This is a genomic window from Microbacterium paraoxydans (genome assembly GCF_018224615.1).
In the GTDB taxonomy this organism is placed as follows: Bacteria; Actinomycetota; Actinomycetes; order Actinomycetales; family Microbacteriaceae; genus Microbacterium; species Microbacterium paraoxydans_B.
On sequence record NZ_JAGTUK010000002.1, the window covers coordinates 632,172 to 649,625 of the forward strand.

Here is a 17,454-nt window from a genome sequence, read left to right on the forward strand (position 1 = left end):
ATGCGGCGCGTAGCGTGGAACCATGGCGGATCGGAACCCCAGCCCGGAAGAGCTGCGCGCGCGGAGCGGACTCGGCATCGGCCTCGCGCTCGGCATCGCGATCGGCGTCTCGCTCGGTATGGCGTTGCAGAACTGGGCGCTCGGCATCGGCATCGGCCTCGCGATCGGGGTGGCGCTGTCAGTGGCGTTCCGCGGCCGAGGCGGCGCGACCACGGGCGAGTCGCCGTCGGAAGACGCGCCGCCGGCCGACGACCGACCCGCGCACGACGCACCCGCGGACGACGGTCAGGACGGTCGCGCGCCCTCGGCCTGAGCGGGGGTCGCCCCGTCGCGCCAGATCGTGAGGAAGCGGTGCACGTCGCCGAGCTCCTCTTCGGAGATGCTGTGCGTGAGGCCGCTGTAGACGCGGCCGGACAGCTCCGAATGCGCGGGCAGCCACTGGGCGGTGTGGTCGATCAGCGCCGCGGGGATCACGTCGTCGTGGGTGCCGCGGCCCCAGAACACGCGCGGGCGGAGTTCTGTGAGCACGTCGTCGTCGGGCAGGGGCTCCGGGGCGACGTAGCCGCTCAGGGCGACGACGGCGCCGAAGCGCTCCGGCGCGAGCCGCAGCGCCTGCAGCGACACGGCGGCACCCTGGGAGAAGCCGAGCAGCGCGACCGAGGGAGCATCGGCCGCGGCGACGTCGAGCCACCGGAGGAACGATTCCGCCGCGAGCGTGACAGCCGTGGAGCTGCGACCCTCGAGGCCCTCGATCGGGTACCACGAGCGTCCGGGCATGGGCCACGGCGGGGCGAGGGGTGCGGCGACCGAGGCCACCGCGAGCCCGGAGGGAAGATACGGCACGAGCCCGAACAGGTCGTGCTCGTCGGCGCCGTAGCCGTGCAGCAGGACCAGCAGGGGCAGCCCGTCGCGCTCCGCGGTCGACCATCGGGTGGCGGTCTCGTCGATCGTCAGAATCTCGCTCACCCCGTCATCCTGCCAGGCGGGACGGACGCGCCGCCGGTGTCCCTCGTCGGAGGGTGCTGATAGAAAGGAGGCATGGCGGTGCGCACACCCGATCCCGATCCGGAGCCCGACGACGAGGGCCTCGATGCGTTCCGCGACGGCACTCCGCCGGCGCCGGACGCCAACCCCGGCTGGCTGAGCGACGTCGAACTGGAAGAGGCCCGTCGACGGCTCCCGATGCTGTACGTCGAGGCGATCCCGGTCCGCACCGATGGCTCCGGCCAGGTGACCGAGGTCGGCATCCTGCTCCGCTCGACGCCGATGGGGGAGATGACCAGGACCATCGTGTCGGGACGAGTCCGCTTCGGCGAGACCATTCGCGACGCCCTGTTCCGTCATGTCGAGAACGATCTCGGCCCGATGGCGTTCCCGCTGCTTCCGCCGCAGCCGCTGCCGTTCACGGTCGCGGAGTACTTCCCCATCCCCGGCGTCAGCGCCTATCACGACGACCGGCAGCACGCGGTGTCGCTGGCGTTCGTGGTGCCGGTCACCGGCACGTGCGAGCCGCGGCAGGACGCGCTGGAGGTCACCTGGTTCTCGCCGGAGGCCGCAGCGTCCGACGCCGTGGCCGCCGAGATGGAGGGCGGGCGCGGCACGCTCGTCCGGCTCGCGCTGGCGAGCGTCGGACTCCTCCGCTGAGCGTCCGGGCGCCCGGTGCGCCGCGTCAGGCGGTGGTGAGCCGCCCGAGTGCGTCGACGAAGGCGTCCACGTCGGACTCCTCGGTGTCGAAGCCGCACATCCACCGCACCTCGCGACGCGCGGCGTCCCAGTCGTAGAAGCGGAACACGTCGCGCAGCCGGTCGGCGACCCCCTCGGGCAGCGTGGCGAAGACGCCGTTGGCCTGCGTGGGCTGCGTGAACTCGACGCCGACGATGGTCCCGTCGGCCAGCCCCGCCTCGATGCGCGACCGGAGCCGGGCGGCCATGGCGTTCGCGTGCCGGGCGTTGCGCAGCCACAGGTCGCCCTCCAGCAGCGCGATGAGCTGCGCCGAGACGAAGCGCATCTTCGACGACAGCTGCATGTTGAACTTCCTGGCGTACGGCAGCCCGTCCGCGGCGGCGGGGTTGAGCACCACGATGGCCTCGCCGAGCATGGCGCCGTTCTTGGTGCCGCCGAACGTCAGCACGTCCACGCCGGCGTCGCGCGTGAAGGCGCGCAGGGGGAGGTCGAGTGCGGCGGCCGCGTTCGAGAGACGCGCGCCGTCGAGGTGCAGCTTCATGCCCCGCTCGTGCACGTGGTCGGCGATCGTGCGGATCTCCTCGGCCGTGTAGAGGGTGCCCAGCTCGGTGGACTGCGTGATCGACACGACCAGCGGCTGCGCACGGTGCTCGTCGCCCCAGCCCCACGCTTCGCGGTCGATCAGCTCGGGCGTGAGCTTGCCGTCGTCCGTGGGCACGGTGAGGAGCTTGAACCCGCCGATCTTCTCCGGCGCGCCCCCCTCGTCGACATTGATGTGCGCGGTGGCCGCCGCGATCACGGCACCCCAGCGCGGCAGCATCGACTGCAGGCCGGTGACGTTCGCGCCCGTCCCGTTGAACACGGGGAAGGCCTCGACGCCCTCGCCGAAGTGGTGCTGGAAGACCTCCTGCAGGCGGGCCGTGTAGGCGTCTTCTCCGTACGCCACCTGGTGCCCGCCGTTCGCGGAGGCGATCGCCGCGAGGACCTCGGGGTGGATGCCGGAGTAGTTGTCACTGGCGAAGCCCCGCACCGCGGGGTCGTGGGGGATGCTCACCGCTCAAGCCTAATCGCCCTACCGAATGTCCGAGCCCGGTCCTACGCTCGGACCCATGGAGCGCACCGCGGCGAAGACGGCCTTCGCGAACGTCCTCGTCAACACGTTGATCGCCAACGTCACGACGAGCTTCCTCTGGTTCGCCCTCACGTTCTGGGTGTACATCGAGACGAAGTCGGTGTTGGCCACCGGCATCATCGGCGGCGCCTACATGCTGTTCGTCGCGTTCTTCGCGATGTTCTTCGGCACCATCGTCGACCGCCACCGCAAGCATCGGGTCATGCTGCTGTCGAGCGTGATCTCGGCTGGGGCGTTCCTGGTCGCCGGAGTGCTCTACGTCTGGCAGCCGGAGGCGGCCCTGCTCGACCTGGGCGGGCCGTGGTTCTGGCTGTTCTCGGGCGTCATCCTGTTCGGCGGCGTGATCGAGCAGCTGCGCAACATCGCCCTGTCCACCACGGTCACGCTGCTGGTTCCCGAGGAGAAGCGGGCCAACGCGAACGGCCTGGTCGGCACGGTGCAGGGCATCGCCTTCCTGGTCACGAGCGTGTTCTCCGGCCTGTCCATCGGATTCCTCGGCATGGGGTGGACGCTGGGGATCGCGATCGCCGCGATGGCGCTGACGTTCGCGCACCTGCTGTTCATCCGCATCCCGGAGGCCGAGCCGGAGGTCGACCCCGACGCGAAGAGCGCGGTCGACTTCCGCGGAAGCGTCCAGGCCATCCGCCAGGCACCGGGGCTGTTCGCGCTGATCATCTTCTCCACGTTCAACAACCTCATCGGCGGGGTCTACCTGGCGCTCATGGACCCGTACGGGCTCACGCTGTTCGACGCGCAGACCTGGGGCTTCGCGCTCGCGTTCGCCTCGACGGGCTTCCTGATCGGCGGCGGACTCGTGGCCAAGTTCGGCCTGGGCAAGAAGCCCGTCCGCACGATGCTCCTCGTCGTGATCGCGATGGGGCTGCTGGGCGCGATCTTCATGCTGCGCGAGTGGTGGCCGCTCTACGTGCTCGGCATGTGGGTGTACATGGCGCTCGTGCCCCCGGTCGAGGCCGCGGAGCAGACCGTCATCCAGAAGGTGGTGCCGTTCGCCCGGCAGGGGCGCGTGTTCGGCACGGCCGCGGCGATGGAGGCGGCGGCCGCGCCGGTCACGGCCTTCCTCATCGCCCCGATCGCGCACTACGTGGTGATCCCGTACATGGAGACCGCCGAGGGGCAGCGCCAGTGGGAGTGGCTGCTCGGCGAGGGCGAGGCGCGCGGCATCGCCCTGATCTGCCTGTTCGCGGGGCTCATCATGGTCGTCGCGGCGGCGCTCGCCTTCTTCACGCGGTCCTACCGCCACCTCACGGTGCTCTACGCGGAGGCGCCCGATCCGGCACCCGAGGCGGAGACCGACGGGGAGGCTGAGGCGTCGGCCACGGATCCGGCTGCGGGTTCGCGCGATGGAGACGCGGAGGGGAGTGACGAGCGTGCGGCCGGCGCGAGTGCCCCGCACGCTCGCCCGATCGATGCGCCGCCCGTGGTGCGGGGCATCCCGCCCGAGTCGCGCTGACCCGCGCACCCCGGGGAGTCGAGGTCCGCGCGCCGAGGTGCGCCAGGGGCCGCGGCCGTGCGGTCAGAGGTCGATCACGCGATCGTTGAGCGCGGACGCGTCCTCGTCCCACAGTGCCGCGATCCGAACGGCCAGCGCTTCCGGGTCGAGAGTCTTCGCGCGGAACACCACGGCCGCCGCGCGCAGCGGTTCCTCCGCGTCTCGCGCGGCCTTCGCGTAGCCGTGAGCGACCGCGCGCGTCCACGCTTCACTCGCGGCCTTGACCGCCGCGTAGTTCGCCCCACCCGCGAGGGGTCGTGCGACCGCGGTCGACGACACGATCGCGAACCGGCCGGCCGCCGATCCGCGCAGCGCCGCATCGAACGCCCGACTGGCGGCCCGCACGGCCTCCAGCGCCGGGAGCAGGGCTCTGAAGTCGTCGTCGCTCTGCCCTGCGAGACCGCCGCCCCCGCGCCACCCGCCCACGAGCGGCACGACCGCGTCGACGGGCCCGAGGTCGTCCGCGAGCGCGGTCAGGTCGGCGAGGGAGGTCGCATCGGCCACACGGGTCTCGGCTCCCGCATCCGCGAGGGCGGCGAGCCGGTCGGCCGAGCGGCCGGTGGCGATCACGCGGGCGCCGGCGTCGTGCAGGGCCCGGGTGACGGCGAGTCCCGCGGCGCTGGTGGCCCCGGCCAGGAGCACGATGCGCCCGCGCGGCCCGTGCGACGTGCTGTCGGTCATGCGATCACTCTCCTCGTGCGGAAATGGCCTCTGCGGCCGGACCCGGTCGCGGGTCTCCGGCCGCAGAGGCTGTGCGCCCCAGCGTCACAACGGTGGCGGTGCGGATCAGTCGTCCGTGCCGCGGATGCCGACCGTCGATTCGATGACGGGCTTCATCTTCTTGTCGAGCGTCTCGAAGAACATCGACAGGGGGAACTCGTCGTCCATCACCGCGTCGGTGTACCCCTTCGGGGCGCCCGCGAGGATCTCGTCCGACAGGCCGCGCGCCCACTGCGAGGCGGGGTGCGGGGTGAGCGTGCCGCGCACGAGCTCGTACGCGGCGAGCCAGTGCGCCACCTTCGGGCGGTCGATCGAGTGCCAGTACAGGTCGTCGATCGCGTCGCCCAGCGCCACGACTGCGTCCGGCACGCTGTCCCAGTCGAACGCGAGGGCCGTGTCGGTCCAGTGCAGCACGCCGCGCTGGTGCAGCCACGCGAACAGCAGCTGCCCGCCGACCGCGTCGTAGTTGCGCGTGCGGGTGCCGGTGATCGCGAAGCGGAAGATGCGGTCGAAGATCACGGCGTACTGCACGAGGTGCGCGTACTCGTGCATCTCCCGCTCGGTCTCGGTGAGCTCCTCGCCGGCGGCGACGCGCGCATCCAGCGCCCGCTCGATCTTGACCGACTCGCGGAAGGCGGTCATGTCGCAGCGCATCTCCTCCAGCGAGTAGAGGAAGAACGGCATCCGCTGCTTGATCATGAACGGGTCGAACGGGAGGTCGCCGCGCATGTGCGTGCGGTCGTGGATGATGTCCCACATCACGAACGTCTTCTCGGCCATCTCCTGGTCGTCGAGCATCGCGGCGGCGCGCTCCGGCAGGTCGAGGTTGGTGATCCCGGCGGCGGCGCGGACGACGCGGCGGTAGCGGGCGGCCTCGCGGTCCTGGAAGATCGCGCCCCACGTGAAGGTGGGGATCTCGCGCATCGCGACGGTCTCGGGGAACAGCACGGCCGAGTTGGTGTCGTAGCCCGGGGTGAAGTCGACCAGGCGCAGCGAGACGAACAGCTTGTTGCCGTAGTCGCCCGCTTCGAGCGCGGCGATGAACTCGGGCCAGATGGTCTCGACGATCAGTGCCTCGACCAGCCGGTCGCTCGACCCGTTCTGCGTGTACATGGGGAACACGACGAGGTGGCGGATGCCGTCGATGCGGTGCTGCTGCGGCTGGAAGGCCACGAGCGAGTCGAGGAAGTCGGGAACCCCGAAGTCCTCCGACGCCCAGCGCTCGAAGTCTGCGACGGACGCGGTGAGGTAGTCGGCGTCGTGCGGGAAGGCGGGGGCGAGCGCGCGGATCGCGGAGGTGATGGCGCGGACGAGGTCGCGGGCACGGTCGTGGTGTGCGGCCTCGGGGACCGAGCCGTCCTTCACCTGGAGTTCCCGGAGCTCGATCGCGGCCTGCTTGAGCTGCGCCCAGGCGGCGGAGTTCTCGGCCGTGGCGGCGTCCTCGACGACCTCGGGTTCGCCGACGATGGCCTGGACAGCGGAACTGTTGGCGGAAACGAGGGACATCGGAACCTCCGATCGCAGTGTTTAACGGAAAGATTCCGGCGAATACGGAATCCTGACGATAATCTTACAGCTATGGATGACTCTGTCGACCGTGCGATCCTCGCCGCGATCTCCCGCGACGGCCGCGCCACGCTATCCCAGCTGTCCGAGGCCGTCGGCCTGTCCGTCTCCGCCGTGCAGTCCCGGCTGCGACGGCTGGAGACCCGCGGCGTGATCGCCGGGTACCGTGCGATCCTCGACCCCGAGCAGGTCGGCACCCCACTGTCGGCCTTCATCGAGATCACCCCGCTCGACCCCGCCCAGCCCGACAACGCGCCGGAGCTCCTGGAGCACCTCGACGCGATCGAGGCGTGTCACTCCATCGCCGGAGACGCCAGCTACATGCTGTTCGTGCGCGTGCCGTCTCCGCGCGCGCTGGAGGAGCTGGTGCGCGACGTGCGCCTGGCCGCCAACGTGAGCACGCGTACGACCGTCGTGCTGCAGACCTACTACGAGCACCGCCCCATCATCCCGGTCGGCGCCGCGGAGTAGCCCTGCCGCAGCACCGGTCTGTGCCCACGCGGGTCAGAGCGCGGCGCCGACCACGGCCTCACCCAGCGGGGTGCGCAGGTGCAGCATGCGGCTGCCACGCCGCTCGCTCGTGATCAGCCCGGACGCGCGCAGGACGGTCAGGTGGTGCGACGCCGTCGACACGGCCAGCCCGGCATCGGCGGCGACCTCCGACGTCGTGCGCTCGGCCCCCGACCGCAGCAGGATGCCCGCGCGCGCAGGCCCGAGCAGAGCGCCCAGCGCGGCCTCGACCTCGGCGGTGTCGCGCGCCCACCCTGCCGTGACTCCGCGGGCCGGATAGAACAGGGTCGGCTGTGCCGGGGGCTCCGTGAGCACCATGCAGCCCCACGACGACATGACCGAGGGCACGAGCACCAGCCCGCTGCCGCGACAGTCGACCTGCTCGCTGTGCCGGCGCAGCGACACCCGCACCGCGCCGCCGCCCCACGACACCTGGCGGTGCAGGTCGCCCGCCATGCCGGCGATGCCCGAGGTGGCGATGGACCGCGCCCGCACCGCGATGTCGGCGCGCAGCAGCCGTTCGAGCTGCGGCCACACGGGGGCGAGCGCGGCGTCCCACAGCTCCGACCACGCGTCGGCGATCCGTGCCCTCGCCTGGGCCGGGTGCTCCCGCATCGTGCGCAGCGCCTCCTGCCGCGCGCCCGCCGAACGCTGCACCATCTTCCCCAGGTCCACGCGCATCGGGGCGAGCCCGGTGGCGCGGAGGGCTGCGAGCTCGGCCTCGGGCGTCAGATCCCACCGTGGCGTCGTGGTGAGGAAATCGGGCAGGTAGCCGTCGTCGCCGACGATGGTGGCGAGCAGGCGGAAGCTCTCGCGCGGCAGGCGGTCGCGGACCGCCCTGAGCCATCCCCACTGGAGGGGGTGCGCCGCCGGGCGGAGCAGTGCACGCACGGCGTGGGCGAGTTCGTGACCGGGCGAGACACCGAACCGCACCGCCTCCACGTCGCCGGGGCTGAGGTGGAACTCGACCCGGTGGTCGGGGTGTTCCCGTCCCTCGACCGGTGCAGAGTTTCGACTCACATCGAAACTCTAGGGGCCGCTGCGGCCGGTGTCGAGACTGGACCCATGACCACCACACCCGCTCCCGCGCCGGTCGTCCCCGGCGCCGACATCCGCATCGGCACCGGTGACAGCCGCCGGTTCGTCGGAGCCGAGCACGGCGCCGACGTCTCCTACTTCTACGTCGAGAACCAGCCGGGGGAGGGGCCCGGGCTGCACTGGCACCCCTACTCCGAGACCTGGGTCGTGCTGGAGGGGACCGTGCGCATCCGCATCGGCGCGCAGACCATCCTCGCGGTCGCCGGAGACACCGCCACCGCGCCGGCGTTCACGCCGCACGGCTTCACGAACGCCGGGACCGGCACGCTGCGCATCCTGTGCATCCACGCCTCCCGCACCATCGTCCAGACCTTCCTCGACAACGACTGACCCCACGGAGAACCCATGTCCTTCCAGGCCTACCTCGACAAGGTCGAGACCCAGACCGGGCTCACGCCCCGCCAGTTCATCGAGCTCGCCCGCGCTCAGGGCTTCGACGAGAGCACGAAGGCCACCGTCGTGCTCACCTGGCTCAAGCAGGAGTACGGACTCGGCCACGGGCACGCGCAGGCGATGACCCACGTCATCCTCAAGGGTCCGAAGATCAGCGACAAGCACGTCGGGAAGGCCGGTTCGCACGGCGATGCGTCCGACACGCTGTGGCTCGACGGCAAGGACAGCAACCCGCACCGCTGACCCTTCGTCTCGCTGGCGCTCGCTCAGGGGCCGTCGTCGGTTCCTGAGCGAGCGGCCCGAGACGCCGCGCCGACTAGGATTTCGTGCGTGGCAGCATCCTCCCGGCGCAAGAAGAAGAGCGGCACCCGAACCCGACCGCACACCAGCGGAAACCCGGCCAAGCGGCCCGTGGTAGAGGCCGGGCCGGTCACCGTCTCCGACTGGATCGGCGCCGCGCGACTGCGCACTCTTCCGCTGGCCGTCGCGCCGGTCGTCATCGGCACGGGAGCCGCACGCAGCACGGGACCGGAGTTCCACTGGGTCATCGCCCTCGCGTGCCTCGCGGTCGCGGTGCTGCTGCAGATCGGCGTGAACTTCACCAACGACTACAGCGACGGCGTTCGCGGCACCGACGCCCACCGCGTCGGCCCCGCTCGGCTGACGGCGTCGGGTCGGGTGAAGCCACGAACGGTGCTCGTGATCGGCCTGGTGTTCTTCGCGCTCGCCGCAGCCGTCGGCGTCGCGATCGTGGTGCGCACGGGGCAGTGGTGGATGCTCGCGGTGGGGGCCGCCTGCATCGTCGCGGCCTGGTTCTACACGGGCGGCAAGCGGCCCTACGGGTACTACGGGCTCGGCGAGGTGTTCGTCTTCGTGTTCTTCGGGCTCGTGGCCACGCTCGGCACCACGTGGGTGCAGATCTTCGCGCTGCCGCAGCAGGCGTGGCTCGGGGCGATCGCGGCCGGCCTGTTCGCCTGCGCGGTGCTGCTGGCCAACAACCTCCGCGACATCGACCAGGACCGCGCGGTGGGCAAGCGCACGCTCACGGTGCTGATCGGGCGCCGTGCGACCCAGGTGCTGTTCACGCTGTTCGTGCTCGCGCCGTTCGGCATCGCGGTGTTCCTGGCGCTGCTGTTCCCGATCGCGTGGATCTCCCTGCTCGCGCTGCTGGCCGGACTGCCCGCCGTGCTGATCGTGTGGACGTACCGTCAGCCGCGGGAGCTGGTCACCGCGCTCGCGCTGACCTCGCTCACCTCACTGCTGTACGCGGGCGCGCTGTTCTGGGCGTTCGTCGGCTGAACCGATCGGTCCCGCAGGGACTCAGTCGTCGCGGCGACCCTCGGCCGGGGCGGTTCCGTCGACCGCCTCGTCCTCCGCATCGGCGTCGGCCTGTCGGCCGGAGACGCGACCCTGACGCCGCTCGTGCAGCTGTGCCGAGGCGTCGGTCAGGGGCGTGCGGAGGAACAGCATCGAGATGCTCGCGCCGATGAGGGCGGCGAAGATCGCGGCAAGCCACCAGAACTCGCGGAAGATCGGGAAGAAGAACCACAGGATCGCCAGCGGAACGAGGAACGCCAGCAGGCGCAGCACGGTGTAGACGAGGAGGGGGGCGGGCTTCTTCACCCCCTCAGTCTACGTTCGCGCTCCTCGGCATCCGGTGACTTCCGCCCGAGGGCAGGCCCAGCGCGGAGAACGGGATGCCGCGCACGACCCGTCGCCACGGGTGCTCGCCGAGCGTCCACAGCACCCCGGCGTCGGGGTCGAGCGCGAGGTCTTCGCACCCGGGCGGCAGCGCGACAGGGTGCCGTTCCCACACGCGGTCGCCGTCCTCGGTCCACAGCGCCCCGGGGTGCAGCAGATCCGACTGCGACACGAAACGCCGGTCGCCCCAGCGCACCGCGCCCTGCAGATGCCGGAGGCCTGGGGTGCGACGGTCGCGCTCCACGAACGTGCCCTGCGTCGTGTCCGGGATGTCGAACTCGCCGAGTGCGCCGCGGTCGTTGCCGCGGTACTCGCCGATCAGCACCCGGGGGAGGGGCGTGCCGTCGTCGGCGAAGACCCGGCCGAGGAACGAGCAGCGCAGGGGGACGGGGTGCTGCGCCGTGCGCTGCGCGACCAGGACGGTGCTGCGCCCGCCGCGGCGGCGACTCCCGGTGAGCCGGTGCGCATCCGAGCCGCGCACGCGCCGGAGGTGCCCGAGATCGAACTCCCAGATCCCCTGGCCGGTCGCCGCGGCGAACAGCCGGTCCCCGAACCACGCGAGGCCGCCGGCGTGGATCGGCGCGGGTTCCAGCTCGCCATCCGCCGTCGGCACGGCGAGCACCACATCGAGGTGACGGGCGCGGTCGAGGTCGATCATGGTGACGCGTGACGCGAGGTGGCGGCCGGTCCTGTCCTTGCGGAACCAGCTGACGGCCAGCGTGCGCCGTCCGCGCAGTTCGCCCACGTCGATGCCCTGCGGATACCAGCGCTCGGTCCACGTGCGCGCGGAGAGCCAGCGCAGATCGATCCCGGTGCTCCGGCGCCGCCGTCGCACCGGTCGCCAGACGGTCCCGAACGGCCAGAGCATGGGGTCCATCGTCCTGGATGCGGGGCGGCGACGCGAATCCACACCGCACGTCGCATCGATTCGGCATCCGCCCCACGGGTATGTATCATGTTACGTGTTGAGTGTTGATCTTCATGGAGTCGCTCTCGACGCACATCTCGCGGCCCGCTGGTGGGGGCCAGTAATCCGCGGGATGGGTCGGCACCGCATGGTGTCGGCTTCCCGGGTGTTCGCACCCGGCAGTGCACCGCACTGGGGGTGTGGTCCGTTCGGGTGCGGACCACACCTCAGCGCGGTTCGGCACAGGCCCCGCGTCACCGGCCGTTCACCGCGGCGTCGCTCGCCGGACACGCGTGCCTGCGACGATTCCCGGACGCCGTCCACCCCGGGAGTTCCGTGCCCACGCCCCTCGTCACCGTCATCCTTCCCGCGAAGGACGCCGGGCCCTACCTCGGGACGACGCTGGAGACCCTCACCCGGCAGTTCGACGATCCGCGCGACCTGCAGCTCGTGGCGATCGACGACGGCTCCCGCGACGACACCCGCGCGCTCATGGAGCACTACGCGGCACGCTTCCCGCGCGCCGAGGTCGTGCACAACCCCACGCCGCGCGGCCTCGCGAACGCCCGCAACCAGGGGCTCGCACTGGTCGAGGGGGAGACGTTCTGCTTCCTCGACGGCGACGACTGGATGCAGCCGCGGCGACTGGCCGTGCTGACCGCGCGTCTGCGCGAGCTGGGCTGCGACTTCGTGCGCACCGATCACGTGACCGTCTCGGGCGCCCGCCGCACCCTCGTGCGCGCCCCGCACCCGTGGCGGGAGGCGGTGGGTCCGCCGCGGGAGGCGATCCTGCCCGCCGACGAGCCGACCATGGTCGACTACCCGTACGCCTGGGCCGGGCTGCTCCACCGCCGCCTGATCGATCGCGGCCTCGCGGGGTTCCCGCCCGGACTGTTCACGGCGGAGGACCGGCCGTGGATCTGGCGCCTGCACCTGGAGGCGTCGTCGTTCGCGGTCGTCGACGCCCCGGCCCTGCTCTACCGGCGCGGCGTCACCGGCTCGCTCACCCAGGTGGCCGATCGGCGGCAGCTGGACTTCGCCGCGGCGATGGCGCAGGTCGTCGCCCTGGTGCAGCGAGACCGGGAGGGTGCGCGGCTGCTGCCGAAGGCCGTATGGACAGCGCTCGCGCTCAGCTCCCACCACCTGGTGCGGTCGCGGCGCATGACCCCCGCCGTGCGCGCGGAGATGCGGTCGGGCATCCTCGACCTGCTCCGCGGACTCCCCGCGCCGGAGGTCGCCGCCGTGGTGGAGCGGCTCGACGGACCGCGGCGCCGCGTGCTCGCCCGGCCGCTGCGACGCGCAGGACACGACGCATGACGCGCCTCTTCGCCCTGCACAGCGCCTACGGCCTCGCGACCGCCGCGGCCGCGATCGACAGCGGGCTCTTCGGCGAAGCGGAGTCCGCCGCGCGTCCCGCGCACGTGCTCGTGCCGTTCACGTCGTCGCGCGTGCCCGAAGTCGCGGTCGGCATCGACGCGGACCCGGCCCTGGCTCGGCTGCGCGCCCGCTTCGACCGCGTCGAGCCGCTGCACGACCTCCTCGGCCCGCTGCACCCGAGCGCGTGGGAGCCGTCCGACGCCGAGCTGCCGGTGCTCGGCCGGCTGCTCGCCCGGGCGTGGGACATCGACCCGCGCGACCTGGAGCTGTGCGTGCAGAGCCCGCAGGTCGCGCCCGCCCGCACGCTGTTCGGGCTGTTCCCCGACGCGCGGCTCACGATCATCGGCGACGGTCTCATGACCTACGCGCCGATGCGGGTGCGCCTGCCGCACACCGTCACCGCGCGGATCGGCCGCGTCGTGTACGCCGACGTCGTGCCCGGTGTGCGCCCGCTCGTCGCGGCGCCGACGGCGGAGACCGTACCGGTGCCGCCCGCGGCGTTCGCGACGGCGCTGCGCGAGACCGAAACCCCGGCCGAGCCCGGCGACCCGCAGCCGGGGCCCCCGACCGTGCTGGTGCTCGGGCAGTACCTGTCGGCGCTCGGCCTGCTCACCCCCGCGCAGGAGATCGCACTGCAGCAGAGCCTGGTCGACCGTGCTGCCGCGTGGTCGCCCGAACGCATCGTGTTCAAGCCCCACCCGGCGGCGCCGCCGCTGCTCGCCGACGCCGTCCGCGCCAGGGCGCTGTCGCTCGGCCTGGCGTTCGAGGAGCAGCGCGGCACCGGCCCGGCCGAGCTGCTGGCGGAACGCCTCGACGCCCGTGCGGTCGTGGCGGCGTTCTCCACCGCGCTGCCCACCACGCGGACGCTGTTCGGGCGGGAGATCGGCACGGCGGGTACCGCGCATCTGCTCGCCGCGCTCGCGCCCTACGAGAACAGCAACCGCGTGCCGCTCACGATCGTCGACGCCCTCACCCGTACCGACGCGCCGCAACCAGAGCCGCACGAGCTGCAACGCCTCGTGGACGCGGTCGGGTATGCGATGCAACCGCACGTGGCCGCGCACCTGCGGCAGCCCGCGGAGGAGTGCCTGCGCGACCTCGACCCCGTGGAGCGTCGTCGTTACTTCTCGGCGGAACGCCTCACGCAGCTGCGGCTGCCCGGCGCCGTGCGGCCACCGCTGCGGCAGCGGCTGCTGCGCCCCGCGGGCGGCATCGGGCGGCTCGAGGAGTGGCGGCTGACCGCCATCGGGGCACGGCGTCGCGTCGGTCGCGCGTGGCGGGAGATCCGGGGAGGATGACGAGCATGCAGCAGACACACGAGGCGGCGCCGAGGGTCGTGGCGATCATCCCGGCGCGCGGCGGGTCGAAGCAGATCCCGCGCAAGAACCTGGAGCGCGTGGGCGGGGTGCCGCTCGTGGCCAGGGCCGTGCACGCCGCGCGCGCCGCCGACGGCATCGACGCGGTCGTGGTCTCCACGGACGACGACGAGATCGCGGCGGTCGCGGAGGCCGCCGGTGCCCGCATCGTCCGGCGCCCCGCGGAGCTGTCCGGCGACACGGCCGCGTCGGAGGCGGCGATCCTGCACGCGCTCGACGAACTGGAACGCGGCGGGGAATCGTTCGCGGTCGTGGCGTTCGTGCAGGCCACGTCGCCCTTCGTGCCGAGCGCGGAGCTGTCGGCCGCGGTCGATGCGGTGCGGGCGGGGGCGGCCGACAGCGCCTTCGCGGCCGTCGAGACCTACGGCTTCCTGTGGCGCGCGGGGGACGACGGCCAGGCGCACGCGATCAACCACGACGCGAACCACCGGCCGCGGCGACAGGACCGGGAGCCGCATCACCTCGAGACCGGCGCGTTCTACGTGTTCCGGACGGACGGGTTCCGCCGCAGCCGCCACCGCTTCTTCGGACGCACCCGCATCATCCCGGTGCCGGAGTGGAGCGCGATCGAGATCGACGACGCGGCACAGCTCGAGGCGGCGCGGGCTCTCGCCGTGCTGAGGGACGCCCCGGAGCGCATCCCCGTGCGCGCGGTCGTGACCGACTTCGACGGCGTCCACACCGACGACACCGCGATCGTCGACGCCGACGGCGGGGAACGGGTGCGGGTGAGCCGCGAGGACGGCATGGGGGTGTCGCTGCTGCGGCGCGCCGGCGTGCCGATGCTGATCCTCTCCACCGAGGTGAACCCGGTGGTGCGGGCACGGGCCGACAAGCTGCGGGTCCCGGTCCTCTACGGGATCGACGACAAGGAGGGGGCCCTGCGCCGGTGGGCGCAGGAGCAGGGCATCCCGCTCGCCGACATCGCCTACCTGGGCAACGACGTGAACGACCTGCCCGCACTGCGCATCGTGGGGTGGCCGATCGCGGTCGCCGATGCGCACCCGCTCGTGCGGGCCGAGGCCAGGGTCGTGCTGAGCCGGCGCGGCGGAGACGGCGCCGTCCGGGAACTCGTCGAACGCGTGTTGTCGAGCTGACCGCCTCCGGTAACCCTCCGGTCGAGGGCCGTTCACCCGCGGCCCGTAGTCAGGAAGGACGGCGACAACCCGCTCGACGACCGGAGGATCCATGACTGTCAGCATCGGCTCGCGCGTGATCGGCGGCGGCCACCCGGCCTACGTCATCGCGGAGATCGGACTCAACCACAACGGCGACGTCGAGATCGCCAAGCGACTGATCGAGGTCGCGGCGCGCGCCGGGGCCGACGCCGTGAAGTTCCAGAAGCGCACGCCCGAGATCTCCACCCCCGAGCACATGCGCGACGTGCCGCGGGAGACGCCGTGGGGCGTCATGAGCTACCTCGACTACCGGCGGCGCGTCGAGTTCGGCCGCGACGAGTACGTCGAGATCGGCGACCACGCCACCCTGCTCGGCCTGGACTGGTTCGCGTCACCGTGGGACGTGCCGAGCGTGGCGTTCCTGGAAGACCTCCACGTCGTGGCGCACAAGGTCGCCTCGGCGAGCCTCACCGACACCGAGCTGCTGCGGGCGCTGCGCGACACCGGCAAGCCGATCCTCCTCTCCACCGGCATGTCGACCATCGAGCAGATCGACCGCGCGCTCGACACGCTCGGCACCGACCGCGTGGTACTGCTGCACGCGACCTCCACGTATCCGCTGGAGCCGGAGGAGGCGAACCTGCGGGTGATCGCCACCCTGCGCGACCGCTACCCCGGGATCCCCGTCGGCTACTCGGGGCACGAGCGCGGTCTGCAGATCTCGCTCGCCGCCGTCGCGATGGGCGCGGTCGCGGTGGAGCGTCACATCACCCTCGACCGCACGATGTGGGGCTCCGACCACGCGGCGTCGCTCGAGCCGACCGGCCTGGAGCATCTGGTGCGCGACATCCGGGTGATCGAGCGGGCCGTGGGCGACGGGGTCAAGCGCGTGTTCGACAGCGAGCGCGCCCCGATGGCCAAGCTGCGCCGCGTGCCCGCATGACCCAGGTGCACGGCATGCGGGTGATCGCGATCGCCGACGCCGACTCGTTCGTGAAGTGGTCGGCGTCGCTGCTCGGCGCGGTGCCGGGGCTGCGGGCGCAACTGCTGCTGGTGCGCACGCCCCTCACCGTGAGTGCGGCGCAGGAGCGGGCGGCACGGGAGGGCACGGGGGTCGCGGCGACCGACGTCACCCGGCTCGACCTGGCGCACGTGGCGGCGTGGCTCGATCGGCAGCGCCCCGACGCGGTGCTGCTCGCCGGACGCGGACCGTTCGTGCGGTTGCTCGGCCGTGTGATCGACACGCTCGCTCATCGGCCGGTCGTGGTCTCGGGGCTGCCCGGCATGGCGATCCCGGCGCAGCGCGGCGCCCTGGAGTACCGCCGCCACACCGATCTGCTGATCGTGCACTCGCACCGGGAGGCCAGGGCCTTCACCCAGCTGGGCGAGCGCATCGGCGCGCGCGTGCCGCTGGCGCTCGCGACGCTCCCGTTCGCCCGCCCGCGGTCGGACGAACGGCGGGTCGAGCGCGTCGAGGCGCGGATCCTCGCCGGTGGCACGCCGTCGCCCGCGCTCACCGAGCGCCCGACCGAGTTCGCGCCGGACGCGCGGCGACCGGGCGCCACCGACGTCGTGTTCGCCGCCCAGGCGCTCGTGCCCGCGGATCACGCGGCCAGGGCCGACATCGCGGCGCTGCTCGTGCGTGCCGCCGAGGCCGACCCCGACCGGCGCGTGGTGGTGAAGCTGCGGACGCGGCAGGGTGAGGCGGAGACCCACCTCGACCGCGACCCGTACACCGCGCTGCTGCCGGACGGGCGGCCGCACAACCTCGTGTTCTCGCACGCCCCCATGGCCACGGCCCTGGAGACTGCGGCGGGCCTGGTCACCGTGAGCTCGACCGCCGCCGTGGAGGCCCTGGCGCAGGGCGTACCGGTCATCGCGCTCGACCGTTTCGGCGTGCACAAGGCGTTGCTGAACACGGTGTTCGTCGGCAGCGGGCTCCTGGGTGGGGCGGGGGAGGTGGTCGCGGGACGATTCCGGCACCCGCACCCCGCGTGGCTGCGCGACAACTACTTCCACCCCGCCGCCGAGTCGGACTGGTGGGATCGGGTGCAGGAGCTGGTGGCGCTGCGCCGAGCGGGCGCGTTGCCGCCGCGGCGGGTTCCTGCGGCGCGCGGCGGTTCCCTGCACGAGGCGTGGCACCGCGCGAGCGTGCTCGGTCGCGCGGACACGACGATCTCCGGACGACTCGCGCTCGCGGTGGGGGCTCCCGCCGTGCGGCTGCTGTCGGGCGTCCGCGCGCGCCGCCAGCCCGCGGGGGCGTCGACCTGGGCGGACGCGTCGACGGACTACACGCTCGAGCCGAACCCGTTCAGCGACTCGATCCGTCGCTGAGCCCGGGCAGCGGGACCCCGCGGCGCGGA

Annotated in this window: 19 protein-coding genes; 12 read left to right on the plus strand and 7 right to left on the minus strand. The window is 72.5% G+C overall.

Going from position 1 to position 17,454, the window contains the following annotated elements; genetic code table 11:
* Positions 1-22 precede the first annotated feature (22 nt).
* A complete protein-coding gene (locus tag KE274_RS08715) occupies positions 23-313 on the plus strand; it encodes a hypothetical protein (protein WP_211542851.1) in 291 nt (96 codons plus the stop codon).
* On the opposite strand, the gene KE274_RS08720 is transcribed toward KE274_RS08715, so the two are convergent.
* Positions 286-966, minus strand: a complete 681-nt coding sequence (locus KE274_RS08720; protein ID WP_211542853.1) for an alpha/beta hydrolase — start codon at positions 964-966, stop codon at positions 286-288. The genes KE274_RS08715 and KE274_RS08720 overlap by 28 nt on opposite strands.
* A 72-nt stretch (positions 967-1,038) precedes the next feature.
* On the opposite strand from KE274_RS08720, the gene KE274_RS08725 reads away from it, so the two are divergent.
* Complete coding sequence (locus KE274_RS08725) at positions 1,039-1,644, plus strand: DUF4916 domain-containing protein (protein WP_211542855.1); 606 nt, start codon at positions 1,039-1,041, stop codon at positions 1,642-1,644.
* 25 nt (positions 1,645-1,669) lie between these two features.
* Here KE274_RS08725 and KE274_RS08730 read toward each other — a convergent pair whose 3' ends face one another.
* The gene (locus KE274_RS08730; RefSeq protein ID WP_211542857.1) at positions 1,670-2,737 is read right to left on the minus strand and encodes a threonine aldolase family protein; all 1,068 of its coding nucleotides are present in this window, start codon (positions 2,735-2,737) and stop codon (positions 1,670-1,672) included.
* Between the two features lie 55 nt (positions 2,738-2,792).
* On the opposite strand from KE274_RS08730, the gene KE274_RS08735 reads away from it, so the two are divergent.
* Positions 2,793-4,286, plus strand: coding sequence for an MFS transporter (locus tag KE274_RS08735; RefSeq protein ID WP_211542859.1), 1,494 nt, complete (start codon positions 2,793-2,795; stop codon positions 4,284-4,286).
* 63 nt (positions 4,287-4,349) lie between these two features.
* On the opposite strand, the gene KE274_RS08740 is transcribed toward KE274_RS08735, so the two are convergent.
* Entirely contained in the window at positions 4,350-5,006 is a 657-nt protein-coding gene (locus KE274_RS08740; protein WP_211542861.1) for an SDR family oxidoreductase, read from the minus strand.
* 105 nt (positions 5,007-5,111) lie between these two features.
* Positions 5,112-6,551 (minus strand): DUF6421 family protein, encoded by a 1,440-nt coding sequence (locus KE274_RS08745; protein WP_211542863.1) that lies wholly within the window; start codon positions 6,549-6,551, stop codon positions 5,112-5,114.
* Positions 6,552-6,623: 72 nt separating this feature from the next.
* Between KE274_RS08745 and KE274_RS08750 the strand changes: the two genes are divergently transcribed.
* Positions 6,624-7,082 carry an Lrp/AsnC family transcriptional regulator gene (locus KE274_RS08750; protein WP_211542865.1) on the plus strand — a complete coding sequence of 153 codons (459 nt, stop codon included), beginning with the start codon at positions 6,624-6,626 and terminating at the stop codon, positions 7,080-7,082.
* Positions 7,083-7,115: 33 nt separating this feature from the next.
* On the opposite strand, the gene KE274_RS16775 is transcribed toward KE274_RS08750, so the two are convergent.
* On the minus strand, positions 7,116-8,141 hold the full coding sequence (locus tag KE274_RS16775) for an ArsR/SmtB family transcription factor (protein ID WP_211542867.1): 1,026 nt from the start codon (positions 8,139-8,141) through the stop codon (positions 7,116-7,118).
* A gap of 45 nt (positions 8,142-8,186) precedes the next feature.
* Between KE274_RS16775 and KE274_RS08760 the strand changes: the two genes are divergently transcribed.
* The 3 genes from KE274_RS08760 (at position 8,187) to KE274_RS08770 (ending at position 9,911) form a co-directional block, all read left to right on the plus strand.
* Positions 8,187-8,549, plus strand: a complete 363-nt coding sequence (locus KE274_RS08760) for a cupin domain-containing protein (protein ID WP_211542868.1) — start codon at positions 8,187-8,189, stop codon at positions 8,547-8,549.
* Between the two features lie 15 nt (positions 8,550-8,564).
* Positions 8,565-8,855, plus strand: a complete 291-nt coding sequence (locus tag KE274_RS08765) for a DUF4287 domain-containing protein (RefSeq protein ID WP_211542870.1) — start codon at positions 8,565-8,567, stop codon at positions 8,853-8,855.
* 87 nt (positions 8,856-8,942) lie between these two features.
* Positions 8,943-9,911 (plus strand): 1,4-dihydroxy-2-naphthoate polyprenyltransferase, encoded by a 969-nt coding sequence (locus KE274_RS08770; protein ID WP_211542872.1) that lies wholly within the window; start codon positions 8,943-8,945, stop codon positions 9,909-9,911.
* A 21-nt stretch (positions 9,912-9,932) separates the two neighbouring features.
* Here the strand turns inward: KE274_RS08770 and KE274_RS08775 are convergent, their stop codons facing one another.
* A complete protein-coding gene (locus tag KE274_RS08775; protein WP_211542874.1) occupies positions 9,933-10,235 on the minus strand; it encodes a DUF4229 domain-containing protein in 303 nt (100 codons plus the stop codon).
* A 4-nt stretch (positions 10,236-10,239) separates the two neighbouring features.
* On the minus strand, positions 10,240-11,181 hold the full coding sequence (locus KE274_RS08780) for a hypothetical protein (protein ID WP_211542876.1): 942 nt from the start codon (positions 11,179-11,181) through the stop codon (positions 10,240-10,242).
* Between the two features lie 375 nt (positions 11,182-11,556).
* Between KE274_RS08780 and KE274_RS08785 the strand changes: the two genes are divergently transcribed.
* From KE274_RS08785 to KE274_RS08805, 5 genes are all read left to right on the plus strand, one after another.
* Positions 11,557-12,537 (plus strand): glycosyltransferase family 2 protein, encoded by a 981-nt coding sequence (locus KE274_RS08785; RefSeq protein ID WP_211542878.1) that lies wholly within the window; start codon positions 11,557-11,559, stop codon positions 12,535-12,537.
* Positions 12,534-13,895 (plus strand): polysialyltransferase family glycosyltransferase, encoded by a 1,362-nt coding sequence (locus tag KE274_RS08790; RefSeq protein WP_211542880.1) that lies wholly within the window; start codon positions 12,534-12,536, stop codon positions 13,893-13,895. The genes KE274_RS08785 and KE274_RS08790 overlap by 4 nt, the downstream gene beginning before the upstream one ends.
* A gap of 5 nt (positions 13,896-13,900) precedes the next feature.
* Positions 13,901-15,070 carry an acylneuraminate cytidylyltransferase gene (locus tag KE274_RS08795; protein ID WP_211542882.1) on the plus strand — a complete coding sequence of 390 codons (1,170 nt, stop codon included), beginning with the start codon at positions 13,901-13,903 and terminating at the stop codon, positions 15,068-15,070.
* 91 nt (positions 15,071-15,161) lie between these two features.
* Positions 15,162-16,034, plus strand: coding sequence for an N-acetylneuraminate synthase family protein (locus KE274_RS08800; RefSeq protein WP_211542884.1), 873 nt, complete (start codon positions 15,162-15,164; stop codon positions 16,032-16,034).
* Complete coding sequence (locus KE274_RS08805) at positions 16,031-17,425, plus strand: DUF6716 putative glycosyltransferase (RefSeq protein WP_211542886.1); 1,395 nt, start codon at positions 16,031-16,033, stop codon at positions 17,423-17,425. The genes KE274_RS08800 and KE274_RS08805 overlap by 4 nt, the downstream gene beginning before the upstream one ends.
* The last annotated feature ends 29 nt before the right edge of the window (positions 17,426-17,454 follow it).

Coding starts and splice junctions, on each gene's coding strand:
- KE274_RS08715 (WP_211542851.1), top strand. CDS start 23: ATGGCGGATCGGAACCCCAGCCCGGAAGAGCTGCGCGCGCGGAGCGGA.
- KE274_RS08725 (WP_211542855.1), top strand. CDS start 1,039: ATGGCGGTGCGCACACCCGATCCCGATCCGGAGCCCGACGACGAGGGC.
- KE274_RS08735 (WP_211542859.1), top strand. CDS start 2,793: ATGGAGCGCACCGCGGCGAAGACGGCCTTCGCGAACGTCCTCGTCAAC.
- KE274_RS08740 (WP_211542861.1), bottom strand. CDS start 5,006: ATGACCGACAGCACGTCGCACGGGCCGCGCGGGCGCATCGTGCTCCTG.
- KE274_RS08745 (WP_211542863.1), bottom strand. CDS start 6,551: ATGTCCCTCGTTTCCGCCAACAGTTCCGCTGTCCAGGCCATCGTCGGC.
- KE274_RS08750 (WP_211542865.1), top strand. CDS start 6,624: ATGGATGACTCTGTCGACCGTGCGATCCTCGCCGCGATCTCCCGCGAC.
- KE274_RS08760 (WP_211542868.1), top strand. CDS start 8,187: ATGACCACCACACCCGCTCCCGCGCCGGTCGTCCCCGGCGCCGACATC.
- KE274_RS08765 (WP_211542870.1), top strand. CDS start 8,565: ATGTCCTTCCAGGCCTACCTCGACAAGGTCGAGACCCAGACCGGGCTC.
- KE274_RS08780 (WP_211542876.1), bottom strand. CDS start 11,181: ATGCTCTGGCCGTTCGGGACCGTCTGGCGACCGGTGCGACGGCGGCGC.
- KE274_RS08790 (WP_211542880.1), top strand. CDS start 12,534: ATGACGCGCCTCTTCGCCCTGCACAGCGCCTACGGCCTCGCGACCGCC.
- KE274_RS08795 (WP_211542882.1), top strand. CDS start 13,901: ATGCAGCAGACACACGAGGCGGCGCCGAGGGTCGTGGCGATCATCCCG.
- KE274_RS08800 (WP_211542884.1), top strand. CDS start 15,162: ATGACTGTCAGCATCGGCTCGCGCGTGATCGGCGGCGGCCACCCGGCC.
- KE274_RS08805 (WP_211542886.1), top strand. CDS start 16,031: ATGACCCAGGTGCACGGCATGCGGGTGATCGCGATCGCCGACGCCGAC.